19 protein-coding genes are annotated in these 21,982 nt (G+C 57.7%); 10 read left to right on the forward strand and 9 right to left on the reverse strand.

The features are described from left to right. Window positions 1-117 precede the first annotated feature (117 nt). Together cphA (RMS03_RS04945) and cphA (RMS03_RS04950) are read left to right on the forward strand one after the other, a co-directional pair. On the forward strand, window positions 118-2,331 hold the full coding sequence (cphA, locus tag RMS03_RS04945; protein ID WP_310625989.1) for a cyanophycin synthetase: 2,214 nt from the start codon (window positions 118-120) through the stop codon (window positions 2,329-2,331). Next, complete coding sequence (gene cphA / locus RMS03_RS04950; protein ID WP_310625990.1) at window positions 2,331-4,919, forward strand: cyanophycin synthetase; 2,589 nt, start codon at window positions 2,331-2,333, stop codon at window positions 4,917-4,919. The genes cphA (RMS03_RS04945) and cphA (RMS03_RS04950) overlap by 1 nt, the downstream gene beginning before the upstream one ends. Here cphA (RMS03_RS04950) and RMS03_RS04955 read toward each other — a convergent pair. The 6 genes from RMS03_RS04955 to ilvD all read right to left on the reverse strand — a co-directional run bounded on the left by RMS03_RS04955 (window position 4,876) and on the right by ilvD (window position 12,430). Then, window positions 4,876-6,450 carry a malonyl-CoA synthase gene (locus RMS03_RS04955; RefSeq protein WP_310625991.1) on the reverse strand — a complete coding sequence of 525 codons (1,575 nt, stop codon included), beginning with the start codon at window positions 6,448-6,450 and terminating at the stop codon, window positions 4,876-4,878. The genes cphA (RMS03_RS04950) and RMS03_RS04955 overlap by 44 nt on opposite strands. 15 nt (window positions 6,451-6,465) lie before the next feature. Beyond that, window positions 6,466-7,458 carry a Bug family tripartite tricarboxylate transporter substrate binding protein gene (locus RMS03_RS04960; protein ID WP_405023500.1) on the reverse strand — a complete coding sequence of 331 codons (993 nt, stop codon included), beginning with the start codon at window positions 7,456-7,458 and terminating at the stop codon, window positions 6,466-6,468. Between the two features lie 32 nt (window positions 7,459-7,490). Then, the gene (locus RMS03_RS04965) at window positions 7,491-8,927 is read right to left on the reverse strand and encodes a malonyl-CoA decarboxylase (RefSeq protein WP_310625992.1); all 1,437 of its coding nucleotides are present in this window, start codon (window positions 8,925-8,927) and stop codon (window positions 7,491-7,493) included. Window positions 8,928-8,954: 27 nt separating this feature from the next. After that, on the reverse strand, window positions 8,955-9,623 hold the full coding sequence (locus tag RMS03_RS04970) for a GntR family transcriptional regulator (RefSeq protein ID WP_310625993.1): 669 nt from the start codon (window positions 9,621-9,623) through the stop codon (window positions 8,955-8,957). A 119-nt stretch (window positions 9,624-9,742) separates the two neighbouring features. Continuing rightward, window positions 9,743-10,558 carry a prolipoprotein diacylglyceryl transferase gene (gene lgt, locus RMS03_RS04975; protein WP_310625994.1) on the reverse strand — a complete coding sequence of 272 codons (816 nt, stop codon included), beginning with the start codon at window positions 10,556-10,558 and terminating at the stop codon, window positions 9,743-9,745. Between the two features lie 15 nt (window positions 10,559-10,573). After that, window positions 10,574-12,430 (reverse strand): dihydroxy-acid dehydratase, encoded by a 1,857-nt coding sequence (ilvD, locus tag RMS03_RS04980; protein WP_310625995.1) that lies wholly within the window; start codon window positions 12,428-12,430, stop codon window positions 10,574-10,576. A gap of 169 nt (window positions 12,431-12,599) precedes the next feature. On the opposite strand from ilvD, the gene RMS03_RS04985 reads away from it, so the two are divergent. Next, window positions 12,600-12,911 carry a c-type cytochrome gene (locus RMS03_RS04985; RefSeq protein WP_310625996.1) on the forward strand — a complete coding sequence of 104 codons (312 nt, stop codon included), beginning with the start codon at window positions 12,600-12,602 and terminating at the stop codon, window positions 12,909-12,911. 94 nt (window positions 12,912-13,005) lie between these two features. After that, window positions 13,006-14,568, forward strand: a complete 1,563-nt coding sequence (locus tag RMS03_RS04990; RefSeq protein WP_310625997.1) for a fumarate hydratase — start codon at window positions 13,006-13,008, stop codon at window positions 14,566-14,568. 48 nt (window positions 14,569-14,616) lie between these two features. On the opposite strand, the gene RMS03_RS04995 is transcribed toward RMS03_RS04990, so the two are convergent. Next, a complete protein-coding gene (locus RMS03_RS04995; protein WP_310625998.1) occupies window positions 14,617-14,988 on the reverse strand; it encodes a hypothetical protein in 372 nt (123 codons plus the stop codon). Window positions 14,989-15,047: 59 nt separating this feature from the next. Here RMS03_RS04995 and RMS03_RS05000 point away from each other — a divergent pair, with 59 nt between their 5' ends. After that, window positions 15,048-16,169, forward strand: a complete 1,122-nt coding sequence (locus RMS03_RS05000) for an NADH:flavin oxidoreductase/NADH oxidase (RefSeq protein WP_310625999.1) — start codon at window positions 15,048-15,050, stop codon at window positions 16,167-16,169. 18 nt (window positions 16,170-16,187) lie between these two features. Further along, a complete protein-coding gene (locus RMS03_RS05005; RefSeq protein WP_310626000.1) occupies window positions 16,188-17,183 on the forward strand; it encodes a tripartite tricarboxylate transporter substrate binding protein in 996 nt (331 codons plus the stop codon). Window positions 17,184-17,211: 28 nt separating this feature from the next. On the opposite strand, the gene RMS03_RS05010 is transcribed toward RMS03_RS05005, so the two are convergent. After that, entirely contained in the window at window positions 17,212-18,120 is a 909-nt protein-coding gene (locus tag RMS03_RS05010) for an SDR family oxidoreductase (protein ID WP_310626001.1), read from the reverse strand. Between the two features lie 34 nt (window positions 18,121-18,154). On the opposite strand from RMS03_RS05010, the gene RMS03_RS05015 reads away from it, so the two are divergent. Genes RMS03_RS05015 through RMS03_RS05030 form a run of 4 tightly spaced genes read left to right on the forward strand, consistent with a single transcriptional unit; the run spans window position 18,155 to window position 21,213 of the window. After that, window positions 18,155-19,186 carry a CDP-6-deoxy-delta-3,4-glucoseen reductase gene (locus tag RMS03_RS05015; RefSeq protein ID WP_310626002.1) on the forward strand — a complete coding sequence of 344 codons (1,032 nt, stop codon included), beginning with the start codon at window positions 18,155-18,157 and terminating at the stop codon, window positions 19,184-19,186. Between the two features lie 15 nt (window positions 19,187-19,201). Next, window positions 19,202-20,224 (forward strand): tripartite tricarboxylate transporter substrate binding protein, encoded by a 1,023-nt coding sequence (locus RMS03_RS05020; protein ID WP_310626003.1) that lies wholly within the window; start codon window positions 19,202-19,204, stop codon window positions 20,222-20,224. Window positions 20,225-20,229: 5 nt separating this feature from the next. Further along, window positions 20,230-21,006 carry a DUF2189 domain-containing protein gene (locus tag RMS03_RS05025; RefSeq protein ID WP_310626004.1) on the forward strand — a complete coding sequence of 259 codons (777 nt, stop codon included), beginning with the start codon at window positions 20,230-20,232 and terminating at the stop codon, window positions 21,004-21,006. A 6-nt stretch (window positions 21,007-21,012) separates the two neighbouring features. Further along, complete coding sequence (locus tag RMS03_RS05030) at window positions 21,013-21,213, forward strand: DUF2788 domain-containing protein (RefSeq protein ID WP_310626005.1); 201 nt, start codon at window positions 21,013-21,015, stop codon at window positions 21,211-21,213. A gap of 40 nt (window positions 21,214-21,253) precedes the next feature. Here RMS03_RS05030 and RMS03_RS05035 read toward each other — a convergent pair whose 3' ends face one another. Next, window positions 21,254-21,982 (reverse strand): ABC transporter ATP-binding protein, encoded by a 729-nt coding sequence (locus RMS03_RS05035; RefSeq protein ID WP_310626006.1) that lies wholly within the window; start codon window positions 21,980-21,982, stop codon window positions 21,254-21,256.

Raw genomic sequence — 21,982 nt, forward strand, 5'->3', positions numbered from 1 at the left:
CCCAGCACGTTGACGAATGATTGTATCGCCGCAGCCTCCGAGCTTGCTTTAGCGACCTCGGCACTCCCCTGTGCTTGCCTGCCCCCAACCCTCTGCTAAGAACCTCCGCTCAGCTATATGGCCTTCAAAGACATTCAAATCCTGCGCATGAACTACTTGCGTGGGCCCAACATCTGGACTTACCGTCCCATCATCGAAGCGCTCATTGACTTGGGTGAAATGGAAGACCACCCCTCCAACAAAATTGACGGCTTCAACGACCGCCTCAACGCTTGGCTGCCAGGCTTGGTCGAACACCAGTGCGGTGTGGGCCATCGCGGCGGCTTCTTGACCCGCTTGGTGGGTGGCACATGGATGGGCCACATCATGGAACACGTCTCCATCGAGTTGCAGCTCTTAGCCGGTGCCCGCGCAGAGTTTGGCAAGGCCCGTGAAATCAGCAAGCGCGGTATCTACAAAGTCGTGTTTCGAACCGAGCATGAAGAACTGGGTCGCAAAAGCTTCTTGGCTGCCCGTGAAATCGTGATGGCCGCAGCCAACAACCAGCCGTTCGACATCAACGGCACGGTCGAGCGTTTGAAAAAGATTGCCGACCTGCGTTGCCTCGGCCCCAGCACCGCGTGCATCGTCGATGCGGCGGTCGAGCGCAAAACCCCCTTCATTCGCCTGACCGAAGGCAACTTGGTGCAACTGGGCTATGGCTCTAAGCAACGCCGCATTTGGACGGCAGAGACAGACCGCACCAGCGCCATCGCGGAGAGCATCTCCAGCGACAAAGACTTGACCAAGCGTTTGCTCACCCAGTGCGGCATCCCGGTCCCCGAAGGTCAGATTGTCAAAACCTCAGACGAAGCGTGGGAAGCCGCACAAGACATCGGTCTGCCCGTGGTGGTCAAGCCTTTGGATGGCAACCGTGGCTGGGGCGTGTCGCTTGACGTGAACACCGAAGAAGGCGTGCGCAAAGCGTGGATCGCCGCCGAGAAAGAAGGCAGCGAAGTGCTGATTGAGCGCTACGTGCGCGGGGACGAGCACCGCGTTTTGGTCGTGGGTGACCGCGTCGTGGCCGCCACCCGTGGCGAAACTGCACAGATCATCGGCGACGGCACCTCGACGGTCACGCAACTGATAGACCAACAAATCAACTCCGACCCACGTCGCGGGCCGACTGAAGACTTCCCGCTTTATTCAATCCTTCTGGACACCCCACGTGGCGAAATGTCCTTGCTTGAAATTCAACGCAACGGCTTAGAACCCGACAGCGTGCCTGAAGCGGGCCGCATTGTGGTGGTCCAGCGCAACGGCAACTTGAGCATGGACGTGACAGACTTGGTTCACCCAGAAGTCGCGGCCGTGGCCACCCTTGCGGCACGCGTGATTGGCTTGGACATTGCAGGCATCGACATCGTGACGCAAGACATCTCTCGCCCCTTGGAAGAAACCCAAGGAGCAATCATTGAGGTCAACGCAGGCCCCGGCTTGCTGATGCACGTCAAACCCGCCGTTGGCCAACCACGCCCTGTTGGCAAAGCCATCGTCGAACACCTGTTTGGCCCCAACGAGTCGGGTCGCATACCCGTCGTCGGCATTGTGGGCAGCCAGCAAACCACGGAGCTCGCGCAATTGGTGGCTTGGTTGCTGCACCTCTCGGGGCGCCGTACTGGTCTGGCCTGCAAAGACGGTCTGTACATGGATCAGCACCACTTGGGCAAATACGATGCACGGGGCTTTGAAGCCTCGGAGCGTTTGCTCATCAACCGTGCGCTTGATGCAGCGGTGTTTGAAACCACGCCCGCACACATCTTGGACGAAGGCTTGGCCTATGACCGCTGCTTGATTGGCGTCGTCACCCACATGCCTGACACGAACGCAAGCTTGATTGAAAAAAACGACATTCAAACGCCAGAGCAAATGCGCACCGTGGTTCGCACCCAAGTCGATTTGGTCTTGCCCGAAGGCACCGCGGTGCTCAACGCCGATGAAGCTGCTGTGGTGACCTTGGCCGAGTTGAGCGATGGTGAAGTCGTGTATTACGCCAAAGCGCAAGACAACGCCACCGTCACGGCCCACTTGCAACAAGGTGGTCGCGCCGTGTTTTGCAAGGAGTGCCATGTCACCTTGGCACGCGGTGACCAAGAGACACAACTGTTCCACCTCGACCTCGAATTGATTGCGCGCTTGCTCAAAAATGGCTTGCACATCTCAACGCTGCTGGCTGCTGTCGCCACCGCTTGGTCGCTGGACATACCGCCACTGCTGATACGCGCTGGCTTGAAAAATTTCGGACAGCAAAAACAAACCGCTGCTAAAGACCTTGCAAGGATGAATCGCTAATGGAAGTCTCTCGTATCCGCGCCCTGCGCGGCCCCAACCTCTGGACACGCCACACCGCCGTGGAAGCCATGGCAACTTGCGACGAGGCCGAAATTGATCTGAGCCAACACGCAGCGTTTGAAAGTCGCCTGCGCAATCTGTTCCCAGGGGTGGGCAACTTGCAACCGACGGACCACAAAGTCAAGCTGAGCCTAGCGCACGCGCTAGAAGCAGCGACTTTGCATTTGCAAATCGAGGCTGGCTGCCCAGTCACCTTCAGCCGCACCACGCCCACCAGCGACAAAGGCTTGTTTCAAGTCGCCGTGGAATACAGCGAAGAGCAAGTCGGTGTCATGGCCTTAAAGCTCGCACATCAACTCTGCACCGCGGCCTTGAACAACACCAGCTTTGATGTGGATGCTGCTATTCATCAACTACGTGAACTCGACGAAGAAATTCGCTTAGGCCCATCCACCGGCTCCATCGTCAACGCAGCCATGGCGCGTGGCATTCCCTTCCGTCGTTTGACCGAAGGCAGCTTGGTGCAACTGGGCTGGGGCAGCAAGCAACGACGCATCCAAGCGGCAGAGATTGATGCCACCAGCGCCATCGCCGAGTCCATCGCGCAAGACAAAGAACTCACCAAAAAACTGCTGCATGCCGCAGGCGTACCCGTGCCGCTGGGCCGCCCCGTCACCAGTCCCGATGACGCTTGGGCCGCCGCCCAAGAGATCGGCCTGCCCGTGGTGGTCAAACCCCGTGACGGCAACCAAGGCAAAGGCATCTCGGTCAACGTCACCACCGAAGCAGGTGTGAAAACCGCTTACTTGGCCGCCGTCGCGCACCGTGATGACGTGTTGGTCGAACGCTTCTTACCTGGCAGCGATTACCGCTTGCTGGTGGTGGGCAACAAACTCGTAGCAGCCGCACGCCGCGAACCTCCACTGGTCATCGGTAACGGCAAAAACACCGTGCGTGAACTGGTCGATATCGTCAACGCTGACCCTCGTCGCGGCGAAGGCCACGCCACCGCATTGACCAAAATTCGCTTCGATGACATTGCCATTGCACGCCTCCAAGAACAAGGCTACGAAGCCCACTCTGTGCCCGCCAAAGGCGTACGCGTGATTTTGCGCAACAACGCTAACCTCTCCACCGGCGGCACGGCTACCGACGTGACCGATGATGTGCACCCCGAAGTCGCCTTGCGCGCCATAGCGGCCGCACAAATGGTGGGCTTGGACATTTGTGGTGTGGACGTGGTCTGCGAATCGGTCTTGCGTCCTCTGGAAGAACAAGGTGGCGGCGTGGTCGAAGTCAACGCAGCACCTGGCTTGCGCATGCACCTGAGCCCCTCGTTTGGCAAAGGCCGTGACGTGGGCGAGGCTGTCATGGCCACCATGTTCCCTGATGGCGGTGATGGCCGCATTCCCGTGATCGCCGTGACTGGCACCAACGGCAAAACCACTACGGTGCGTTTGACCTCGCACCTGCTGCGTGCCAACGGTTTACGCGTGGGCATGACCAATACCGACGGTGTGTATGTCAATGGCCGCCAAACCGACAGCGGCGATTGCAGCGGTCCGCGCAGTGGCCGCAACGTGCTGGCCCACCCCGATGTGGATGCCGCCGTGCTCGAAACCGCACGCGGCGGCATGCTGCGCGAAGGCTTGGCCTTTGACCGCTGCCAAGTGGCTGTGGTCACCAACATCGGCATGGGCGACCACTTGGGACTGAACTACATCGCCACCGTTGAAGACCTCGCTGTGTTGAAACGCGTCATCGTCCAAAACGTGGCCGAGTCTGGCACTGCGGTGCTCAATGCAACAGACCCCATCGTGGCCGCCATGGCCAACAACTGTCCGGGCCAAGTCACCTACTTTGGTTTGGACTCACACCACCCGGTGATTGCCACGCACCGTGCCCAAGACAAACGTGTGCTGTTTGTGGAAGACGATCAAATCGTCGCCATGCAAGGCCACCACTCGGTGCGCATCCCTTTGTCGGAAATTCCTGTCACGCGCAGCGGTGCCATTGGTTTTCAAATTGAAAATGCCATGGCCTCGATCGGTGCTGCGTGGGCCGTGGGTGTGCCTTGGCAAACCATCTGCAAAGGCTTGGCAACTTTTGTCAGCGACAGCAACGCTGTGCCCGGACGCTTCAATGTGTTCGACTACAAAGGCGCGACCGTGATTGCCGACTACGGCCACAACCCAGACGCCATCAAAGCGTTGGTGCAAGCCGTGACCAACTTGCCCGCCCAGCGACGCAGCGTGGTCATCAGCGGTGCAGGTGACCGCCGCGATGAAGACATCCGCGAGCAAACGCGCATCATTGGGGAAGCATTTGACGATGTGGTGTTGTACCAAGATGCTTGCCAACGTGGCCGCGTGGATGGTGAGGTGCTCAAGCTCTTGCGCCAAGGATTGGAGGGTGCAAAACGCACCACTCATATTGACGAAATCCACGGTGAGTTCTTGGCGATTGACCGCGCCATGGAGCGCTTGCAAAAAGGTGACCTGTGCTTGATCTTGATCGACCAAGTGGATGAGGCTTTGGCGCACATCACGCAGCGGGTGAATTCGGCGGCTTTGGTCGGTGGATTTTAGTTAAACCTTTGTACTGCTCCCGCAGCACGTTCTTTTGTACTTTGCCCATGGTGTTGCGTGGCAATTCAGCCACCACAAAACACTTCTTCGGAATTTTGAAGTTGGCGAGTTGTGACTTGAGTGCAGTAATGACGGCATCTGCATGCACCTGGGCACCGGGCTTGGCAATGACCACGGCAACGCCCACCTCACCAAAGTCAGGATGCGGTACGCCAATCAACGCACTCTCAGCCACGCCGGGCATGTCGTTGATGTAGCCCTCAATCTCTGCGGGGTAGACGTTGTAGCCACCGCTGATGATGAGGTCTTTGCTGCGACCGACGATGACCACATAACCGCGCTCGTCCACCTTGCCCACATCGCCCGTTTTGAAATAACCGTCGGCGGTGAATTCTTCTTTGGTTTTCTCGGGCATGCGCCAGTAGCCGCCAAACACATTGGGGCCTTTGACTTGAATGCCGCCAATCTCACCCACGGGCAAGGCTTTGCCTTCGTCATCTTGCACGCGCAACGACACACCGGGCAAGGGAAAACCGACCGTGCCACCACGGCGTTCGGTTTGACCGGGGTAGCGCGCATCTGCCGAATAAGGGTTGGAGGTGAGCATGACGGTTTCACTCATGCCGTAACGCTCCAAAATCGTTTGCCCTGTGCGCTCGTGCCATTCGTTGAAGGTTTCCAGCAGCAGCGGTGCGGAGCCTGCAATGAACAAACGCATGTTCGCAGTTTGTGCCTTGGTCAAACTGGGCTCGGCCAACATGCGTACATACAGCGTGGGCACGCCCATGAACACGGTGGCTTGCGCCATTTTGGCGATGACGAGTTTGGGGTCGAACTTGGACAACCAAATCATCTTGCTGCCATTGAGCAACGCGCCGTGGATGGCCACAAACAAGCCGTGTACGTGGAAAATGGGCAAGGCGTGAATCAGCACATCGCCCGGTTTCCATCCCCAATAGGTTTTCAAAGTCTGTGCGTTGCTGAGCATGTTGCCGTGCGAGAGCATGGCGCCTTTGCTGCGGCCCGTGGTACCACTGGTGTACAGAATGGCAGCTAAATCGTCAGCCTTGCTTTGCACCGCTTGGTGCTGGTCTGAGCAATGCGCTGCCCGCTCCAGCAAGCTGCCGGTGCGGTTGTCATCCAAGGTGAACACGTGGTGTGTGCCGGCTTTGAAAGCAATTTTGCTGACCCAACCAAAATTTTTACTGCTGCACACCACCACGGCTGGCTCAGCATTGCCTATGAAGTACTCAATCTCTGCGCTTTGGTAAGCGGTATTTAAAGGCAAGAACACATAGCCCGCACGCAAGGTGGCGAGGTAGAGCATCATCGCTTCAACCGACTTCTCCACTTGCACAGCCACGCGCGCACCTTTGGGGATGTGGAGCGAGTTGAGCAGATTGGCCATCATGGCGCTGGCACGCGCCAAGTCGGACCAACTGTAGTGCAGGCCATCGTCTGTTTCGATGGCGGTGGCGTTTAAGTTTTTGGGAAACGCAGCACGCAAGGCCGCATACAGGTTGTGATTCATCGTCTGTCTTCTTGGTTAATCGAGTTTGGCACCTGAAGCCTTCACCACACTCGCCCACTTTTTGACTTCACCGGAAACGAAGTTGCCAAACTGAGCGCCTGTCAGGTTAGGAAACTCAGCACCGTTGTTGCCCCAGCTGGTTTTGATGTCGTCCGAGACTGCGGCTTTGCGCACTTCTTCAATGACGCGGGCTTGTACATCAGCAGGCGTGCCTTTGGGCGCCCACAGGCCATACCAAGTGGTCACGTTGTAGTCGGGCATGCCCAGCTCAGCGGCGCATGGCACGTCAGGGAAGGATGGGTTGCGTTTGTTGCCCGACACCATCAAGGCTTTGATGCGGCCACCTTTGATGTGTTGCGCTGAAGAGCCCAAGCCGTCAAACATCATGTCCACATTGCCCGCAATCAAGTCTTGCAAGGCTGGGCCTGCGCCACGGTAGGGAATATGAGTGATGAAGGTTTTGCTTTGCAGTTTGAACAACTCGCCCGCTAAGTGATGCGAAGTGCCGCCACCCGCTGAACCGTAGTTGAATTTGCCTGGCTTGCTGCGCACCATCTCCATGAAGGCTTTGAAGTCGCTGGGCACGTTTTTGGGGTTGACCACCAACACGTGGGGCACACTGGCGACCATGGTCAAGGGCACAAAGTCGCGTTCCAAGTCGTAATCCAGCTTGGCATACATCGAGGGGGCAATCGAGTGATGCACAGCACCCATGAACAAGGTGTAGCCATCGGGTGCAGCTTTGGCAGCCACACCTGCGCCCAAGTTACCGCCAGCGCCGCCACGGTTGTCAATGACCAAGGTTTTACCTGTTTGCTTTGAAAACTGTGCAGAAAACGGACGCGCAAACGCATCGGTTCCACCCCCTGCGGGGAAAGGAACAATCAGGGTCACAGGTTTGGTGGGCCAGGCGCTTTGCGCTTGTGCGCCCAAGCTCCATGCGGCGCAGGCGGCTGCGGTGAGTGCCATCCAGTGTCGGCGGCTTGTGTTTGTTTTGAAATGTTTCATGCGTGTCTCCTCGATGGTTTGGGTTCTCTGATTCATTTGAAATACATGTCTTCCACATCACCCGAAGCTGGGGTGATGCCCTTGTCCAACATTTGGCGGTGTTTGTCTAAACGCTTGCGGTCATAGAGGTAATTGACCATCAAGCCATGCGATTGCTTGAGGCCTTTGGCAGAGGGGTCGGCAAACCAGTTGATGCGCTCGATGCGTGCCCCGTTGCCCAAATGAAAACGTGCCACAGGGTCTAGCACTTGCTCACCCTGTTTGGCTTGCCCCAAATAATGGGCGCCAGCGCGTAGGAGGAACTGACGCAGCGGCGACTTGGCAGACAGCGCCCCCAACACCATGGACTGCTCAATGGCAGACAGCACATGGCTGGCCGTGGGTGGTTCAAAACTAATTTCACGTCCCAAGGCCGACAACTCTTTGGCATTGAGTTGCACCAGCAGCGGCTCCGCGTTTTTCGCCAACCACGCACGCAAGCCCGGAATGGGTGACAAGGTGGCAAAGGTTTTGAGTTTTGGAAATTCACCACGCAAGGTCTCCACCACCCGTTTGATGAGCGAGTCGCCAAAGCTCACGCCTTTCAAGCCGCCTTGTGTGTTACTGATGGAGTAAAAAATAGCCACCGTGGACTTTTGCAAGTCTTCGGGCGCAGCTGACTCATCGAGCAAGGGCATGATGTTGTCGGCCATTTCGTCCAACAACGCCACCTCCACAAAAATCAAGGGTTCGTTGGGTAAGCTGGGGTGAAAAAAACCATAGCAACGACGGTCGCTGTCCAAGCGATTTTTCAAATCCGCCCAACTGCGGATGTCATGCACTGCTTCGTACTTGATGAGTTTTTCAATCAAGGAGGCGGGCGATTCCCAACTGATGGTGCGCAGCTCTAGGAAGGCCACATCAAACCAAGTGGAGAACAAGTTTTCTAGCTCGGCATCAAGTGCCAGCAAGCGCTTGTTGCCTTTGAGGTGGGGCATCAATTCAGCACGTAAATCCACCAAGAAGCGCATCCCCCCTGCGGAGGCCGCAAAGCGTTGCAACAAACGGGTACGCGGTGAGACCAAGGCACGGCGTAAGCGAATTTCAGCGGGCCCCTCTTCCACAGTGCCAAGTGCGGCGTCATAGTCGTCACGCGCGGCGCGTACTTTGGCAGAGTCTGGGCCAAACTGCTCGCTGATGAGCAGCCACACGTCTTGACGTTCAGCGGTGTCGGCTTGGGCATACCAATCCGCCAAGGTTTTGGCGCGACGCCCACCCTCGACCTCACTCACGCGCGGGTCCACCACCGCCTGCAACAAGGTCAAGGTGCGGCGCAAGGAACGGGGTGACAACGCCTCTTTTTGTTGCCGCAGCGTGGCATCCAAACGCTCACGCGTGGAGCGGTCTTCAGGCTTAGCCGCTTCACCAGCAGCAGGGGCCGAGTTGCGTAGCAAATTGAGTTTGCTGTTGAGCCAAGTTGTCGCGGTCATGTCATTTCTCTTTCTGCGATCAAGCGGTCAAACGGTCAAGACGCGGCGCTGGGCCAACGCCAAGGCACGTAAGGCCTCACGCTGTTGCAACAGATGATCGCGCATAGCTTCTTCAGCACCGACGGCATCCCCCGCTTTGAGCGCCGCAAACACAGCCAAGTGCTCTTTCAAGCTTTGTTTCAAACGTCCGGGCGCATGCAGTTGTTGCAGGCGCGCCAGCTTCAAAATTTTGCGCAAATTCGCAATGGTTTGCGCCAACCATTTGTTGCTCGCCAACGCAATGATGGCTTCGTGAATGGCAAAGTTGGTGTCGTAATAGTCGTTGATACGACCTGCTTGCGCATGTTCCTTCAAGCGCAGATGCAAGGCCTCCAGCGCTTGCACATCGGCTGGCGTGACGCGTTGCGTGGCATCAAACGCGCAACGACCTTCGAGCAATGCGATGACGGGGAAGATGTCGTCGAGGTCTTGCTCGGTGACTTCGTTCACAAAGCAGCCGCGGCGGGGCTCGTGGCGCACCAAGCCTTCGGCGGTGAGAACCTTGAGGGCTTCGCGCAACGGAGTGCGTGAGATGGACCACAGCTCGCACAAGGTCACTTCGTCAATGAAGCTGCCGGGCCGAAGCTGGCCTTCGAAAATATAGATCCGCAGTTGGGCGGCCACATCGTCGTGCAAGGAACTGGGGAGCGGACGCATAGGGGTAGGGTGACGAGAGGTTCTCTATAATTACGTATAATTATGAGATCAAAAACAAAGCCCACGGCCCTTGATTCGCAAGGACTTTCCCTCAAGGGGCTAACCCTTAAAACGAAAAACTAAGCGGGGATCGGTTGGCGTGCCGCACGCAACCACAAGGCCACGCCCACCAACACCATCGGCACGCACAGCCATTGGCCCATGCTCATGCCCAGTGCCAAGATGCCCAGCTGGGCATCGGGCTCGCGGAAGTATTCGGCCATGAAGCGCAAGCTGCCATAACCCATCATGAACACGCCAGACACTGCGCCCACAGCGCGGGGTTTGCGCGCATAGAACCACAACACCACAAACAACACCAGGCCTTCGCCTAAGAACTGGTAAATCTGCGAGGGGTGGCGCGGCATGAGGCTGCCGCTTTGTGGGAACACCATGGCCCAAGGCAGGGTGGGGTCTGCCGCCCTGCCCCACAACTCACCATTGATGAAGTTGCCCACACGCCCTGCGGCCAAGCCCGTCGGCACACAAGGGGCGATGAAATCGGTGATCCACAGCCAAGGGCGGTGATGCTGCCAGGCAAACACAGCCGTGGCCACAAACACCCCCAACATGCCGCCATGAAAACTCATGCCGCCTTGCCAAACAGCAAAAACTTCAAGGGGATGCGCCACGTAGTAAATGGGGTTGTAAAACACGCAATAGCCAATGCGCCCACCTAGGACCACGCCGATCACACCGTAAAACAAGATGTCTTCAATGTCTTGCTGAGACCATGAGCCCAACTCCACTTGCGCAGCATAAGGCTCGTGCTTCAAACGCAAACGGGCCAAGCCGACAAACAAAGCAAATGCAGCCAAGTAAGTCAGGCCATACCAGTGAATGGCGATGGGCCCCAGGGCCAATGCAACGGGGTCAATTTGGGGGTGAATCAGCATGTGAGTAGAAGCGGCTTAGTCGAGCAAGGACAAATCGCGCACAGCCCCTTTGTCCGCAGAGGTGGCCAGCAAGGCATAGGCCTTGAGGGCAGCCGACACTTTGCGTGGACGTGGCATGACGGGCTTCCAGCCCAGCTTGTCTTGCGCGACGCGGCGCGTGGCCAACTCGTCGTCGCTGACCAAGACGTTGATGCTGCGGTTAGGAATGTCGATGCGAATGCGGTCACCGTTCTTCACCAGACCAATCGTGCCGCCCGCTGCCGCTTCGGGCGAGCAGTGACCGATGGACAAACCTGAGGTACCGCCCGAGAAGCGACCATCCGTCAACAAAGCGCAGGCTTTGCCCAAGCCTTTGGACTTGATGTAGCTGGTGGGGTACAACATCTCTTGCATGCCAGGACCACCTTTGGGGCCTTCGTAACGCACCACCACGATGTCGCCTGCTTTGACTTGGTCATTGAGGATGCGCTCCACCGCTTCGTCTTGCGACTCCACCACATGGGCGGGGCCTTCAAACACCATCAAGCTGTCGTCCACGCCTGCGGTCTTGACCACGCAGCCGTCGAGCGCAATGTTGCCGCGCAGCACGGCCAAGCCGCCTTCTTTGCTGAACGCATGTTCCGCCGAACGGATGCAGCCTTCAACGCGATCCACATCCAAGCTCGGCCAGCGGGTGTTTTGGCTGAATGCGACTTGGGTAGGAATACCTGCGGGTCCGGCCATATAGAAGGTCTTCACGGCATCACTGGGGTTGCGCGCAATGTCCCACTCGTCAAGCACGGACTTCATGCTCTTGCCCAACACGGTGCACACATCGGTGTGCAGTTTGCCTGCGCGGTCGAGTTCGCCCAAGATAGCCATGATGCCGCCTGCACGGTGTACGTCTTCGATGTGGTATTTGTTGGTGTTGGGTGCGACTTTGCACAGTTGCGGCACGATCTTGGACATGCGGTCAATGTCGGCCATGGTGAACTCAATCTCGGCTTCCTGGGCAATCGCCAAGAGATGCAAGATGGTATTGGTTGAGCCGCCCATTGCGATGTCAAGCGCGATGGCGTTCTCAAAGGCTTTGAAACCCATGGAACGCGGCAACACCGATTCGTCGCCTTGCTCGTAGTAACGTTTGCACAAATCCACAATCACGTGGCCCGCTTTTTTGAACAGTTGCTCACGATCGGCATGGGTCGCCACCACAGTCCCGTTGCCTGGCAATGCGAGACCTAAGGCTTCGGCCAAACAGTTCATCGAATTCGCAGTGAACATGCCCGAGCAGGAGCCGCAGGTGGGGCAAGCCGAGCGCTCAACTTCGGCCAAGTCAGCATCGCTCACCTTGTCGTCAGCGGCCATCACCATGGCGTCGATCAGGTCGAGCTTCTTAAATTCCATGACTTGCGTCTGAGGGTTGGCCAAGCGAACCTTGCCTGCCTCCATCGGGCCGCCAGAGACGAAGATGACAGGGATGTTCAGACGCATGGCGGCCATCAACATACCAGGGGTGATCTTGTCGCAGTTAGAGATGCACACGATGGCGTCCGCACAGTGCGCGTTGACCATGTACTCCACCGAGTCCGCAATGATGTCGCGGCTGGGCAGTGAATACAGCATGCCGTCATGGCCCATGGCAATGCCATCGTCCACGGCGATGGTGTTGAATTCTTTGGCCACGCCCCCCGCAGTCTCAATCTCGCGTGCCACCAATTGGCCCAAGTCTTTCAGATGCACATGGCCGGGCACGAACTGCGTGAACGAGTTGGCAATGGCGATGATGGGTTTACTGAAGTCGTCGTCCTTCATCCCTGTGGCACGCCACAGAGAACGGGCGCCCGCCATATTGCGACCAGCGGTGGAGGTTTTGGAACGATAAGCAGGCATGGGGTGGCTCCAGTCAGAAAAATATCAAAAAGTGCCCGCGATTATCGCCCACCGATTTACAGGAACGGTGCGGCGAGTCCAAGCCATGACAGAGGACAAGGGCAAGGCTCAAGAACATTTTTTCGACCCGATATAAACTGGCACAACACCCCACCACAGAGGCCTCGAGATGAAAACCAGACTATTGGCGCTGACCGTGATCACCCTCAACACGGTGACAAATTGCGCTTGGGCCGATCAAGCGTTGGCCACCGCCAAGAACTGCATGGCCTGCCACGCGCTTGATAAGAAACTGGTAGGCCCCGCCTACAAAGATGTGGCACTTAAATACGCAGGCGACAAATCTGCGGTGGACAAGTTGGCCCTCAAAATCCAAAAAGGCGGCGCGGGTGTGTGGGGGCCTGTGGTCATGCCCTCCAACACACAAGTCAATGATGCAGAAGCCAAAAAACTGGCTGCGTGGGTACTGACGGTCAAATAAGCCAACGCTCAGGCGTCCTTGCAAGCATTCAGACAGTGGCGTTGAGTAAACTCAGCCGCTGTGTTTATCTCTGAGATTTTTCAGGACTCCATCCATGACCACGATCCGCCAAACCGACCTGATTGAATCGGTCGCCGCCGCTCTGCAATACATCAGCTACTACCACCCTGCTGACTTCATCTCCCACTTGGCCAGCGCCTACGAGCGCGAGCAAAGCCCTGCGGCCAAAGACGCCATCGCGCAAATCTTGAGCAACAGCAAGATGAGCGCTTTCGGCCACCGCCCGATTTGCCAAGATACCGGCATCGTCAACGTGTTCTTGAAAATCGGCATGGACGTGCGCTGGGAAGGCTTTAGCGGCAGCTTGGAAGACGCCATCAACGAAGGCGTGCGTCGTGGCTACAACCACCCCGACAACATGCTGCGCGCCTCGGTGGTGGATGACCCGCAGTTTGCCCGCAAGAACACCAAAGACAACACACCCGCCGTGATCTTCACCCAAATCGTGCCCGGCGACAAAGTGGATGTGACCGTGGCGGCCAAAGGCGGTGGCAGCGAGAACAAGTCGAAGATGTACATGCTCAACCCCAGCGACAGCGTGGTGGACTGGGTACTCAAAACAGTGCCCACCATGGGCGCGGGCTGGTGCCCACCCGGCATGCTCGGCATCGGCATCGGTGGCACAGCGGAAAAAGCGGTGCTCATGGCCAAAGAAAGTTTGATGGACGACCTCGACATGTATCAATTGCTAGAGAAATCTAGCAAGGGTGACAAGCTCACGCAAGTTGAAGAACTGCGTTTGGAGCTCTACCACAAGGTCAACGCTCTGGGCATCGGCGCACAAGGCCTGGGCGGCTTGACCACGGTGCTCGACGTCAAGATCAAAATGTACCCCACCCACGCAGCCAGCAAGCCGATTGCGATGATCCCTAACTGTGCAGCCACACGCCACGCGCACTTTGTGATGGATGGTTCTGGCCCCGTGTATTTGGAAGCCCCTTCGCTGGACCTCTGGCCCAACGTCAACTGGACACCCGACACCCAAAAAAGCAAACGCGTGGACCTGAACACACTCACCAAAGAAGAAGTGGCGAGCTGGAAACCAGGCCAAACCATTTTGCTCAACGGGAAGATGCTCACCGGCCGTGACGCCGCACACAAGCGCATTCAAGACATGCTGGCCAAAGGCGAAAAGCTGCCCGTGGACTTCACCAACCGCGTGATTTACTACGTGGGCCCAGTTGACCCCGTGCGCGACGAAGTGGTCGGCCCAGCAGGCCCCACGACCGCCACCCGCATGGACAAGTTCACCGAGATGATGTTGTCGCAAACTGGCCTGATCTCGATGGTGGGTAAAGCCGAGCGTGGCCCAACTGCGATTGAAGCCATCAAGAAACACCAGTCGGCCTACCTGATGGCCGTCGGCGGTGCGGCTTACCTTGTGTCCAAAGCCATCAAACATGCCAAGGTGGTGGGCTTTGCCGACCTCGGCATGGAGGCCATTTATGAATTTGATGTGGTGGACATGCCCGTGACCGTGGCAGTGGATTCTGGCGGCACCAGCGCACACATCACAGGTCCTGCTGAATGGCAAAAGCGCATTGCTGAATCGGTCAAAACAGGTGAGTTCAAAGGCATTGGCATCAAGTCAAACTGAACAGCATTAGTGCAACTCTATTCGGTAGCTGGCCCGCTGCCGTATTTTTCAAATTGATGCCTCAAATTTTCGGCCGCTGCAAAGAAAACTCGGTATAGCCCATTCACGCCACGTTTGTGGTTTGGCCAAATAACGCTGCGTCAGTCCGATTAAATGTTCACCCTCTTGCACCACGATGCGCTCGTCCGCTGAGGTACTCCCTTCCGTGTACGCCGATGTCTGCTGACCACTGGCTTGCACCGTTGGCGGGGCTCCTGTTGGCTCTGCCGACGATGCGGCATTCGACGGCGGCACCGCCGCATGACGCACCACGGGGTTGACCACCACAGGCTCCCACAAAGCCAGCGTTGTCCACAGCAACGCGGCCCAGCACTCCACTGGACTGAAGCCCTTGTCACCCAGATGCCATGTCTTTGGCACCGACCTGATTACGATCCGTGCTTGCCTTAACCGCAGGTTTTTTGTTTCTGGAGTTTCCCTTGAGCCACCTCTTTTCTGAATTCACCCTCACCTCGCCAAACGGCCCACTCAGTTTGGCCAACCGCGCCATCGTGGCCCCCATGTGCCAATACTCGGCCAACCAGGGGCAAGCCAGCGATTGGCATTTGATGCACTGGGGCAATATGCTCAACAGTGGTGCCGCCATGTTCATCATCGAAGCCACGGCCGTTGTGCCCGAAGGTCGTATCTCGCCGCAGTGCTTGGGCCTGTGGGATGATGCCACCGCAAGCGCTCTCCACGACAAACTCAGCCGCGCTCGCAAACTTGCGCCCCCTGTCCCTGTGTGCATCCAACTCGCGCACGCTGGCCGCAAAGCATCCAGCGCGGTACCTTGGGAAGGTGGCCAGTTGTTGACGCCTGAGCAAGGGGGATGGACCACCGAAGGCCCTTCAGCAATCCCCCATTTGGCGCAAGAAACCGCGCCGCATGAACTCGACGCACCAGGCCTAGAACACATCAAGCAAGCCTTCGCCAAAGCCGCCCAACGTGCGCAGGCCATCGGCATTGAAACCATTGAACTGCACGGTGCCCACGGGTATTTGTTGCACCAGTTCTTGTCGCCTGTAGCCAACCAGCGCACAGACCAGTACGGCGGCAACTTTGAAAACCGCACACGTTTCCCGATGGAAGTCTTCCAAGCTGTGCGTGCGGTCTACCAAGGCTCCCTTGGCATGCGCATCTCAGCCTCTGATTGGGTAGAAGGCGGCTGGACGCCGGAAGAAACCGCCGACTTCTCGTTGCGCTTGAAACTGGCAGGTGCGGACTTTGTGCACATCTCATCGGGCGGCGTGGCCGCGCAGCAAAAAATTGCGCTCGGCCCCAACTATCAAGTGCCCTTCGCCAAACTGGTGAAACAAAAGACGGGCATGCCCACCATCACGGTCGGGCTCATCACCGCACCCCAACAAGCCGAAGATATCTTGACGCGCGGCGATGCAGACCTGATTGCGATGGCTCGCGCCTTCCTCTACAAGCCCCGTTGGGTGTGGGAAGCCGCTGCCGCACTGCACGGTGCCGTGCAAGCCAGCCCGCAGTATTGGCGCTGCATGCCACGCGAAGCACAAGGCATTTTTGATGCGGTGCGCATGGGCCAACGATAAAAAGACCGGAGACAACACATGAAACACCTCACACGCGTCAACCTCAAGGCCGCATTCATTGCGGTCAGCCTTCTAGGCGCAAGCAGCTTTCTCGCGCCGCTCACAGCACTGGCCGACAGCTACCCCAGCAAATCCATCACCCTCGTTGTACCCAACCCACCTGGGGGCTTGGTGGACACTTCTGCACGTTTGGTCAGCGAGCCTTTGTCGCGCGTCATCGACCAATCTGTGTTGGTGGACAACAAACCCGGTGGCAGCGGTAATTTGGCCTACGCCACCGTGGCACGCAGTGCCAAAGACGGCTACACCGTGTTGGTGTCGTACTCGGGCTATCACATTGCCAACCCCATCTTGATGGACAAACTGCCCTGGGACATCAAAGACATAACACCTGTGGGTCTCATCACCGTGGCCACCAACGTGATTACCGTGCATCCGTCTGTCCCAGCCAACACGCTGAAAGAATTCATCGCATGGGCCAAGCAAAACCCAGGCAAAGTGAACTACGCCTCGCAAGGCAATGGTTCGGTGTCGCACATCGGCACAGAAATCTTCAAACAACAAACTGGCATTGAAATGACGCACGTGCCCTACAAGGGCTCGGGCCAAGCCATTCAAGACGTGTTGGCGGGCCAAGTGCAAGTGTTCATCACCACACCGCCCTCGGTGATGGGCCATGTACTGGGCGGCAAACTCAAGGCCTTGGCCGTCACAGGCAAAACACGTCACCCCCAACTGCCCCAAGTGCCGACCGCCGCTGAAGCTGGTTTGAGTGGTTTTGAATTGGAGTCATGGGTGGCCTTGTACGTGGCCAGCGGCACGCCCAAGGACGTGGTGCAAAAACTGTCGGCGGATGTCAAACGCAGCATGGAGCTGCCAGAGACCAAACAACGTGCAGACGCCGCAGGCGTGGAAGTGCGTTACCTCACACCAGAGAACACGACCAAACTTTTAGAGCGTGACACCGCCAACTGGGCCAAAGCCATCAAGGCAGGCAATATCAAGTTCGATTGATTCGTCTTACACGACCTAGGCGGGCAGCTCAGGCTAAGCCTGCTTGCACATGCGGGTAGCGCAACTGCAACCGCAGCTCGCGCTTCATGCGCGTGTTCACCATGCGACGTGACTCGCTCATGAAACTCAGTTGCATGGCAGGCAACTCGGTTTGCGCTTGCGCGCGGCTGATCCGTGGTGGCTTGGCAAGGCCATACAAACCTGCTGCCATGTCAAAGTAGTCACCCATGCGCATTTGGCTGTCGTCGCTCACGTTGTACGTGCGTTGCGGCTGTCCACGCCAAAGCGCCAACTGACACGCACGAGCCAAATCATCGGCATGGATGTGGTTGGTGAACACATCGTCGGCTTGTGTCAGCACGGGCGTGCCACGCAATAAACGCTCGCGCGGCGTGCCACCCTCACGGTCTGGCGCATAGATACCAGGAATGCGCAACACTCGCACAGCACTGGCACGCAAACGCCCCAAATGACGCATGCGCTGTTCAGCATCCACGCGCCGCTGGGCGCGGGGCGTGAGGGGATTGACCCAACGGCTTTCACTCACCCACGCGCCGCCGCAGTCACCATAGACACCGCTGGTTGAGCCATACACCACACTGCGCGGTGCGCTGCGACGCATCAGCAAACGGATCAGTGCCAAGGTGCGCGGGTCGGTGTGGCCTTGCAGCGGTGGCGGGGCCAAATGCAACACACGCGTGGCCCAACCCGCCAAGCGTTGCAAGCTGGCAGGCGTATCTAAATTGCCGACGATGGGCGTCACCCCTTGCGCCCGCAAAGCAGGCACACGCGCAGAACTAGATGTCAAGGCCAGCACCCGCACATGGCGCTGGGTACGCACCACGCGCTGCCCCACATCACCGCAGCCAATGATGAGCAAACGTTCGCGTTTGAAGCGGGAAGGCAGAGCGCCAAGGGGGGATTGATGGACAGGCAAAATACACCCTATAAAAGTTCAAGGATACCCAAAGATGAGTTTCAACATCACGGTCCAACCCAGCGGCCGCGCATTCACCACCAGTTCTGATGAAACCCTGTTAGCCGCTGGCCTGCGCCAAGGCATTGGCCTGCCCTATGGCTGCAAAGACGGTGCCTGTGGTTCATGCAAATGCAAAAAGATTTCAGGTGAAGTCACCCACGGCACGCACCAAGAAAAAGCGCTCAGTGCCGACGAAGAAGCCAACGGCTTTGTCCTCACCTGCTGCGCCACCGCACACAGCGATGTGGTGCTGCAATCCCGCCAAGTGGTGGAAGAAGGTGCCTTCCCCATCAAGAAGATGCCCGTGCGCGTGATCTCGCTTGTCAAAGCATCGCACGACGTGATGGTTGTCAAGCTGCAACTGCCCGCCAACGATGTGATGAAGTTCCATGCAGGGCAGTACATCGACTTCTTGTTGCGCGACGGTGACCGTCGCAGCTACTCCATGGGCAACGCACCTCACACCTTGGTGGAGGGCGCACCTGCGATTGAGCTGCACATTCGCCACATGCCCGGCGGCAAGTTCACAGACCATGTGTTTGGCGTGATGAAAGAAAAAGAAATCCAACGCATCGAAGGCCCACAAGGCAGCTTCTTCCTGCGCGAAGACTCTGACAAGCCTTTGGTGTTCTTAGCCTCTGGCACAGGCTTTGCGCCCATCAAGGCGATGCTTGAGCACATGCAGCACAAAGCCATCACACGCCCTATCACTCTCTATTGGGGCGGCCGCCGCCCTGAAGACTTGTACATGCACGACTGGGTGCAAGCGCAAGCCGCTGCCATGCCCAACCTGACCTATGTGCCTGTCATCTCTAACGCTTTGCCCGAAGACCACTGGACAGATCGGACAGGCTTTGTGCATGCCGCCGTGTTGCAAGACACACCCGACTTGAGCGCTTATCAGGTGTACGCCTGCGGTGCGCCCATCGTGGTGGACTCCGCCCGTGCGGCCTATACCCAGGCAGGCTTGCCCGTGGATGAGTTCTACGCGGATTCGTTCACCTCAGCGGCCGACAAAGCCTAAGCACTAAGTCACACCATGCTTATGCAACGCAACGCTCAAGCGCCGCAACACCGCCCACAACCTCGCGTCTTGGCTGCCTTGCTAAGTTGGGGTGCAGGGCTTTGCATGATGGCCAACGTGCAGGCACAAAGCTACCCAAGCAAACCCATTCGTTGGGTGGTGGTTGCACCTGCGGGCTCATCGCTGGACGTGATTGCGCGTGCCATGCAAGACCGACTCAAAGACAACCTCGGCCAACCGGTCGTGATTGAGAACAAACCACAAGCGGGCGGCACACTAGGTACCCACGAGGTGGCCAAGTCGGCCCCCGATGGTTACACCTGGGCCCTCTCCTACAACGGGCCTTTGTCTTTTGCGCCTTACCTGTATCCCAAGCTGCCTTACCAACCGCTGAAGGATTTGCAGCCGGTGATGACCACCACCTCGCAGCCCAATGTGATTGCTGCCAACGCTCAGTTACCCGTCAACACCATGCGCGAAGCCGTGGCACTGCTCCAGGCCTCCCCCGGCAAATACAACTTTGCCTCGGTCGGAAACGGTAGCTCGTCGCACTTGACGATGGAGTACATCAAGGCCGTCACCCACACCTATGCCGTGCACATCCCCTTCAACGGCAGCCCACCAGCAGTGATCGCCACCATGGCCGGTGAAACGCAATTCATCATCTCTGTGCCCACCGTGATCTCGCCACAGGTCAAACAAGGCCGCCTGAAATACTTGGCCGTCACCAGCGCACAGCGCTATCCCTTGCTGCCCGATGTCCCCACCGTTGCAGAAAGCGGTATGCCCGAACTGCGAGGCTTTGAAGCCTTGGCATGGAATGGCGTGTTAGTCGCCGCAGGCACGCCACGAGCCGTGGTGGACCGCATCAACAGCGCACTCAACGCCGCACTTCATGACGCCGCGGTCAAAGAGCGCCTCAAAGCAGCAGGCCTAGACCCGATGGGTGGCACGCCCGAACAGTTCGCCAAGTTGATTCACGATGAGTCCATCAAATGGGCTCCCATCATCAAGCGCTCAGGCGCACGCATAGACTAAGCCCTATGAACCTCATCACACCTCACCTCGACTTGGAAACCAAAAATATTGAAATGTTCCGACCCATGCACTGGCTCGCACTGGCATGGAAAGACATGGAGCGCTGCCCCACAGCAGGTGTCACGCACGGGCTGATTCTTGCCGTCATTGGCGGGGGTTGGTTTTGGTTCGCACGTCACCAGTTTTGGTGGATTGCGGCCATGCTGTCGGTCTGCATGATCGTCGCCCCCCTGTTGGCGACGGGTTTGTATGACATCAGCCGCCGTTTAGAGCGCAACGACGAGGCCACCTTGGCTGACGCCTTTCACGTGTGGACATGTGGCGACAAACGTCTCATCCAATTTGGCTTGCTGTTGGCTTTGTCCAGTGCGGGTTGGTTGGTGTGCTCGGCCGCGTTGATTCACTGGATGCTGCCCGCCAGCGTCCACACGCCCGCAGACTTCATCCGTTTGGTGGTGTTGCAATCGAACTTCGGCTTGTTCGAAATTTGGCTGCTCATGAGCGCCTTGATTGCGGCCCCTATGTTTGCATCGACTTTGGTGACCCTTCCTTTGTTGATGGATCACCCCACCCTCACCGTGCAACAAGCCGTGCTGACCAGTTGGCGCGTGGTGGCGTTGAACCCCTTTGCCATGGCTTGCTGGGCCGCTATTTTGTGTTTGTTTACAGCGCTGGGCATTGGCTCTGCCTTTCTCGGTCTGCTGGCCGTGGTCCCCATGCTGGGACACGCCAGTTGGCACGCCTACCGGTACCTGCTCGCTTACGACCCAACGGTTCACTGAGTTTTTATGACAGAAGAACAATTCGCCCAATTCGGGCTGACCTTTGGCGTAGGCGGCTTCATGCTGTACATGCTGTTCATTATTTTTCAGCTCGCACGTGAGTCCAAAGCGGGCAAGTTCGGCACCTTTGTGTTGTTTCTGGTACTGGCCTTTGGCATGCTGGGCTTTGTCGCCAAGCAAGTGTTGATTTGGTTCATGGAGGCTTAAGCGCCCCTTAGTGCGCACAAAGGCCTCTAGCCTCTAGCGCTTACTCACCCAAGTAAGCGGCACGCACTTTGGGGTCATGCAGCATCTCATGCGCGTCCCCACTCAGGGTGATGAGCCCCGACTCCATCACATAGCCACGGTCAGCGATTTGCAAAGCGCGGCTGGCGTTTTGCTCGACCAACAAAATCGTCACGCCTTGCTTGGACACGTCTTGAATCACTTCAAAAATCTTATCCACCATGATGGGTGACAAACCCATAGAAGGTTCGTCTAACAACAACACCTTGGGACGGCTCATCAAGGCTCGGCCCATGGCCAACATTTGTTGCTCGCCGCCTGACATGGTGCCTGCCAATTGGTCGCGCCGCTCTTTCAGGCGGGGGAAAGTGGCAAACACGCGTTCAATGTCTTGGGCAATGGCGGCGTGGTCGTTGCGGATGTATGCCCCCATTTGCAAGTTCTCGACGATGGTCATACGGGTGAATACACCACGGCCTTCGGGCACCATGGCCAAGCCTTGCTGCACCAAATCCCAAGGCCCCAAGCCTACGATGGAGTGGCCCGTCAATTGAATGTCGCCGCTGCCCAAAGGGAGTAAGCCCGTGATGGCTTTCATAGTGGTGGTTTTGCCTGCGCCGTTGGAGCCGATGAGCGACACCAACTCGCCCTCGCGCACTTCCAAGCTCACGCCCTTGACGGCTTGAATGCCGCCATAACCCACCTTCAGGTCTTTGACGCTCAGCAACACCGCTGCGTGGTCGTGTTTCAT

This window comes from Limnohabitans sp., from assembly GCF_031538885.1.
Lineage (GTDB): Bacteria > Pseudomonadota > Gammaproteobacteria > Burkholderiales > Burkholderiaceae_C > Limnohabitans.

What these genes read in the sequence shown, in the direction of transcription:
- cphA (WP_310625989.1), top strand. Translation starts at nt 118, where the DNA reads ATGGCCTTCAAAGACATTCAAATCCTGCGCATGAACTACTTGCGTGGG.
- cphA (WP_310625990.1), top strand. Translation starts at nt 2,331, where the DNA reads ATGGAAGTCTCTCGTATCCGCGCCCTGCGCGGCCCCAACCTCTGGACA.
- RMS03_RS04955 (WP_310625991.1), bottom strand. Translation starts at nt 6,450, where the DNA reads ATGAATCACAACCTGTATGCGGCCTTGCGTGCTGCGTTTCCCAAAAAC.
- RMS03_RS04960 (WP_405023500.1), bottom strand. Translation starts at nt 7,458, where the DNA reads ATGAAACATTTCAAAACAAACACAAGCCGCCGACACTGGATGGCACTC.
- RMS03_RS04965 (WP_310625992.1), bottom strand. Translation starts at nt 8,927, where the DNA reads ATGACCGCGACAACTTGGCTCAACAGCAAACTCAATTTGCTACGCAAC.
- RMS03_RS04970 (WP_310625993.1), bottom strand. Translation starts at nt 9,623, where the DNA reads ATGCGTCCGCTCCCCAGTTCCTTGCACGACGATGTGGCCGCCCAACTG.
- lgt (WP_310625994.1), bottom strand. Translation starts at nt 10,558, where the DNA reads ATGCTGATTCACCCCCAAATTGACCCCGTTGCATTGGCCCTGGGGCCC.
- ilvD (WP_310625995.1), bottom strand. Translation starts at nt 12,430, where the DNA reads ATGCCTGCTTATCGTTCCAAAACCTCCACCGCTGGTCGCAATATGGCG.
- RMS03_RS04985 (WP_310625996.1), top strand. Translation starts at nt 12,600, where the DNA reads ATGAAAACCAGACTATTGGCGCTGACCGTGATCACCCTCAACACGGTG.
- RMS03_RS04990 (WP_310625997.1), top strand. Translation starts at nt 13,006, where the DNA reads ATGACCACGATCCGCCAAACCGACCTGATTGAATCGGTCGCCGCCGCT.
- RMS03_RS05005 (WP_310626000.1), top strand. Translation starts at nt 16,188, where the DNA reads ATGAAACACCTCACACGCGTCAACCTCAAGGCCGCATTCATTGCGGTC.
- RMS03_RS05015 (WP_310626002.1), top strand. Translation starts at nt 18,155, where the DNA reads ATGAGTTTCAACATCACGGTCCAACCCAGCGGCCGCGCATTCACCACC.
- RMS03_RS05020 (WP_310626003.1), top strand. Translation starts at nt 19,202, where the DNA reads ATGCTTATGCAACGCAACGCTCAAGCGCCGCAACACCGCCCACAACCT.
- RMS03_RS05025 (WP_310626004.1), top strand. Translation starts at nt 20,230, where the DNA reads ATGAACCTCATCACACCTCACCTCGACTTGGAAACCAAAAATATTGAA.
- RMS03_RS05030 (WP_310626005.1), top strand. Translation starts at nt 21,013, where the DNA reads ATGACAGAAGAACAATTCGCCCAATTCGGGCTGACCTTTGGCGTAGGC.
- RMS03_RS05035 (WP_310626006.1), bottom strand. Translation starts at nt 21,982, where the DNA reads ATGAAACACGACCACGCAGCGGTGTTGCTGAGCGTCAAAGACCTGAAG.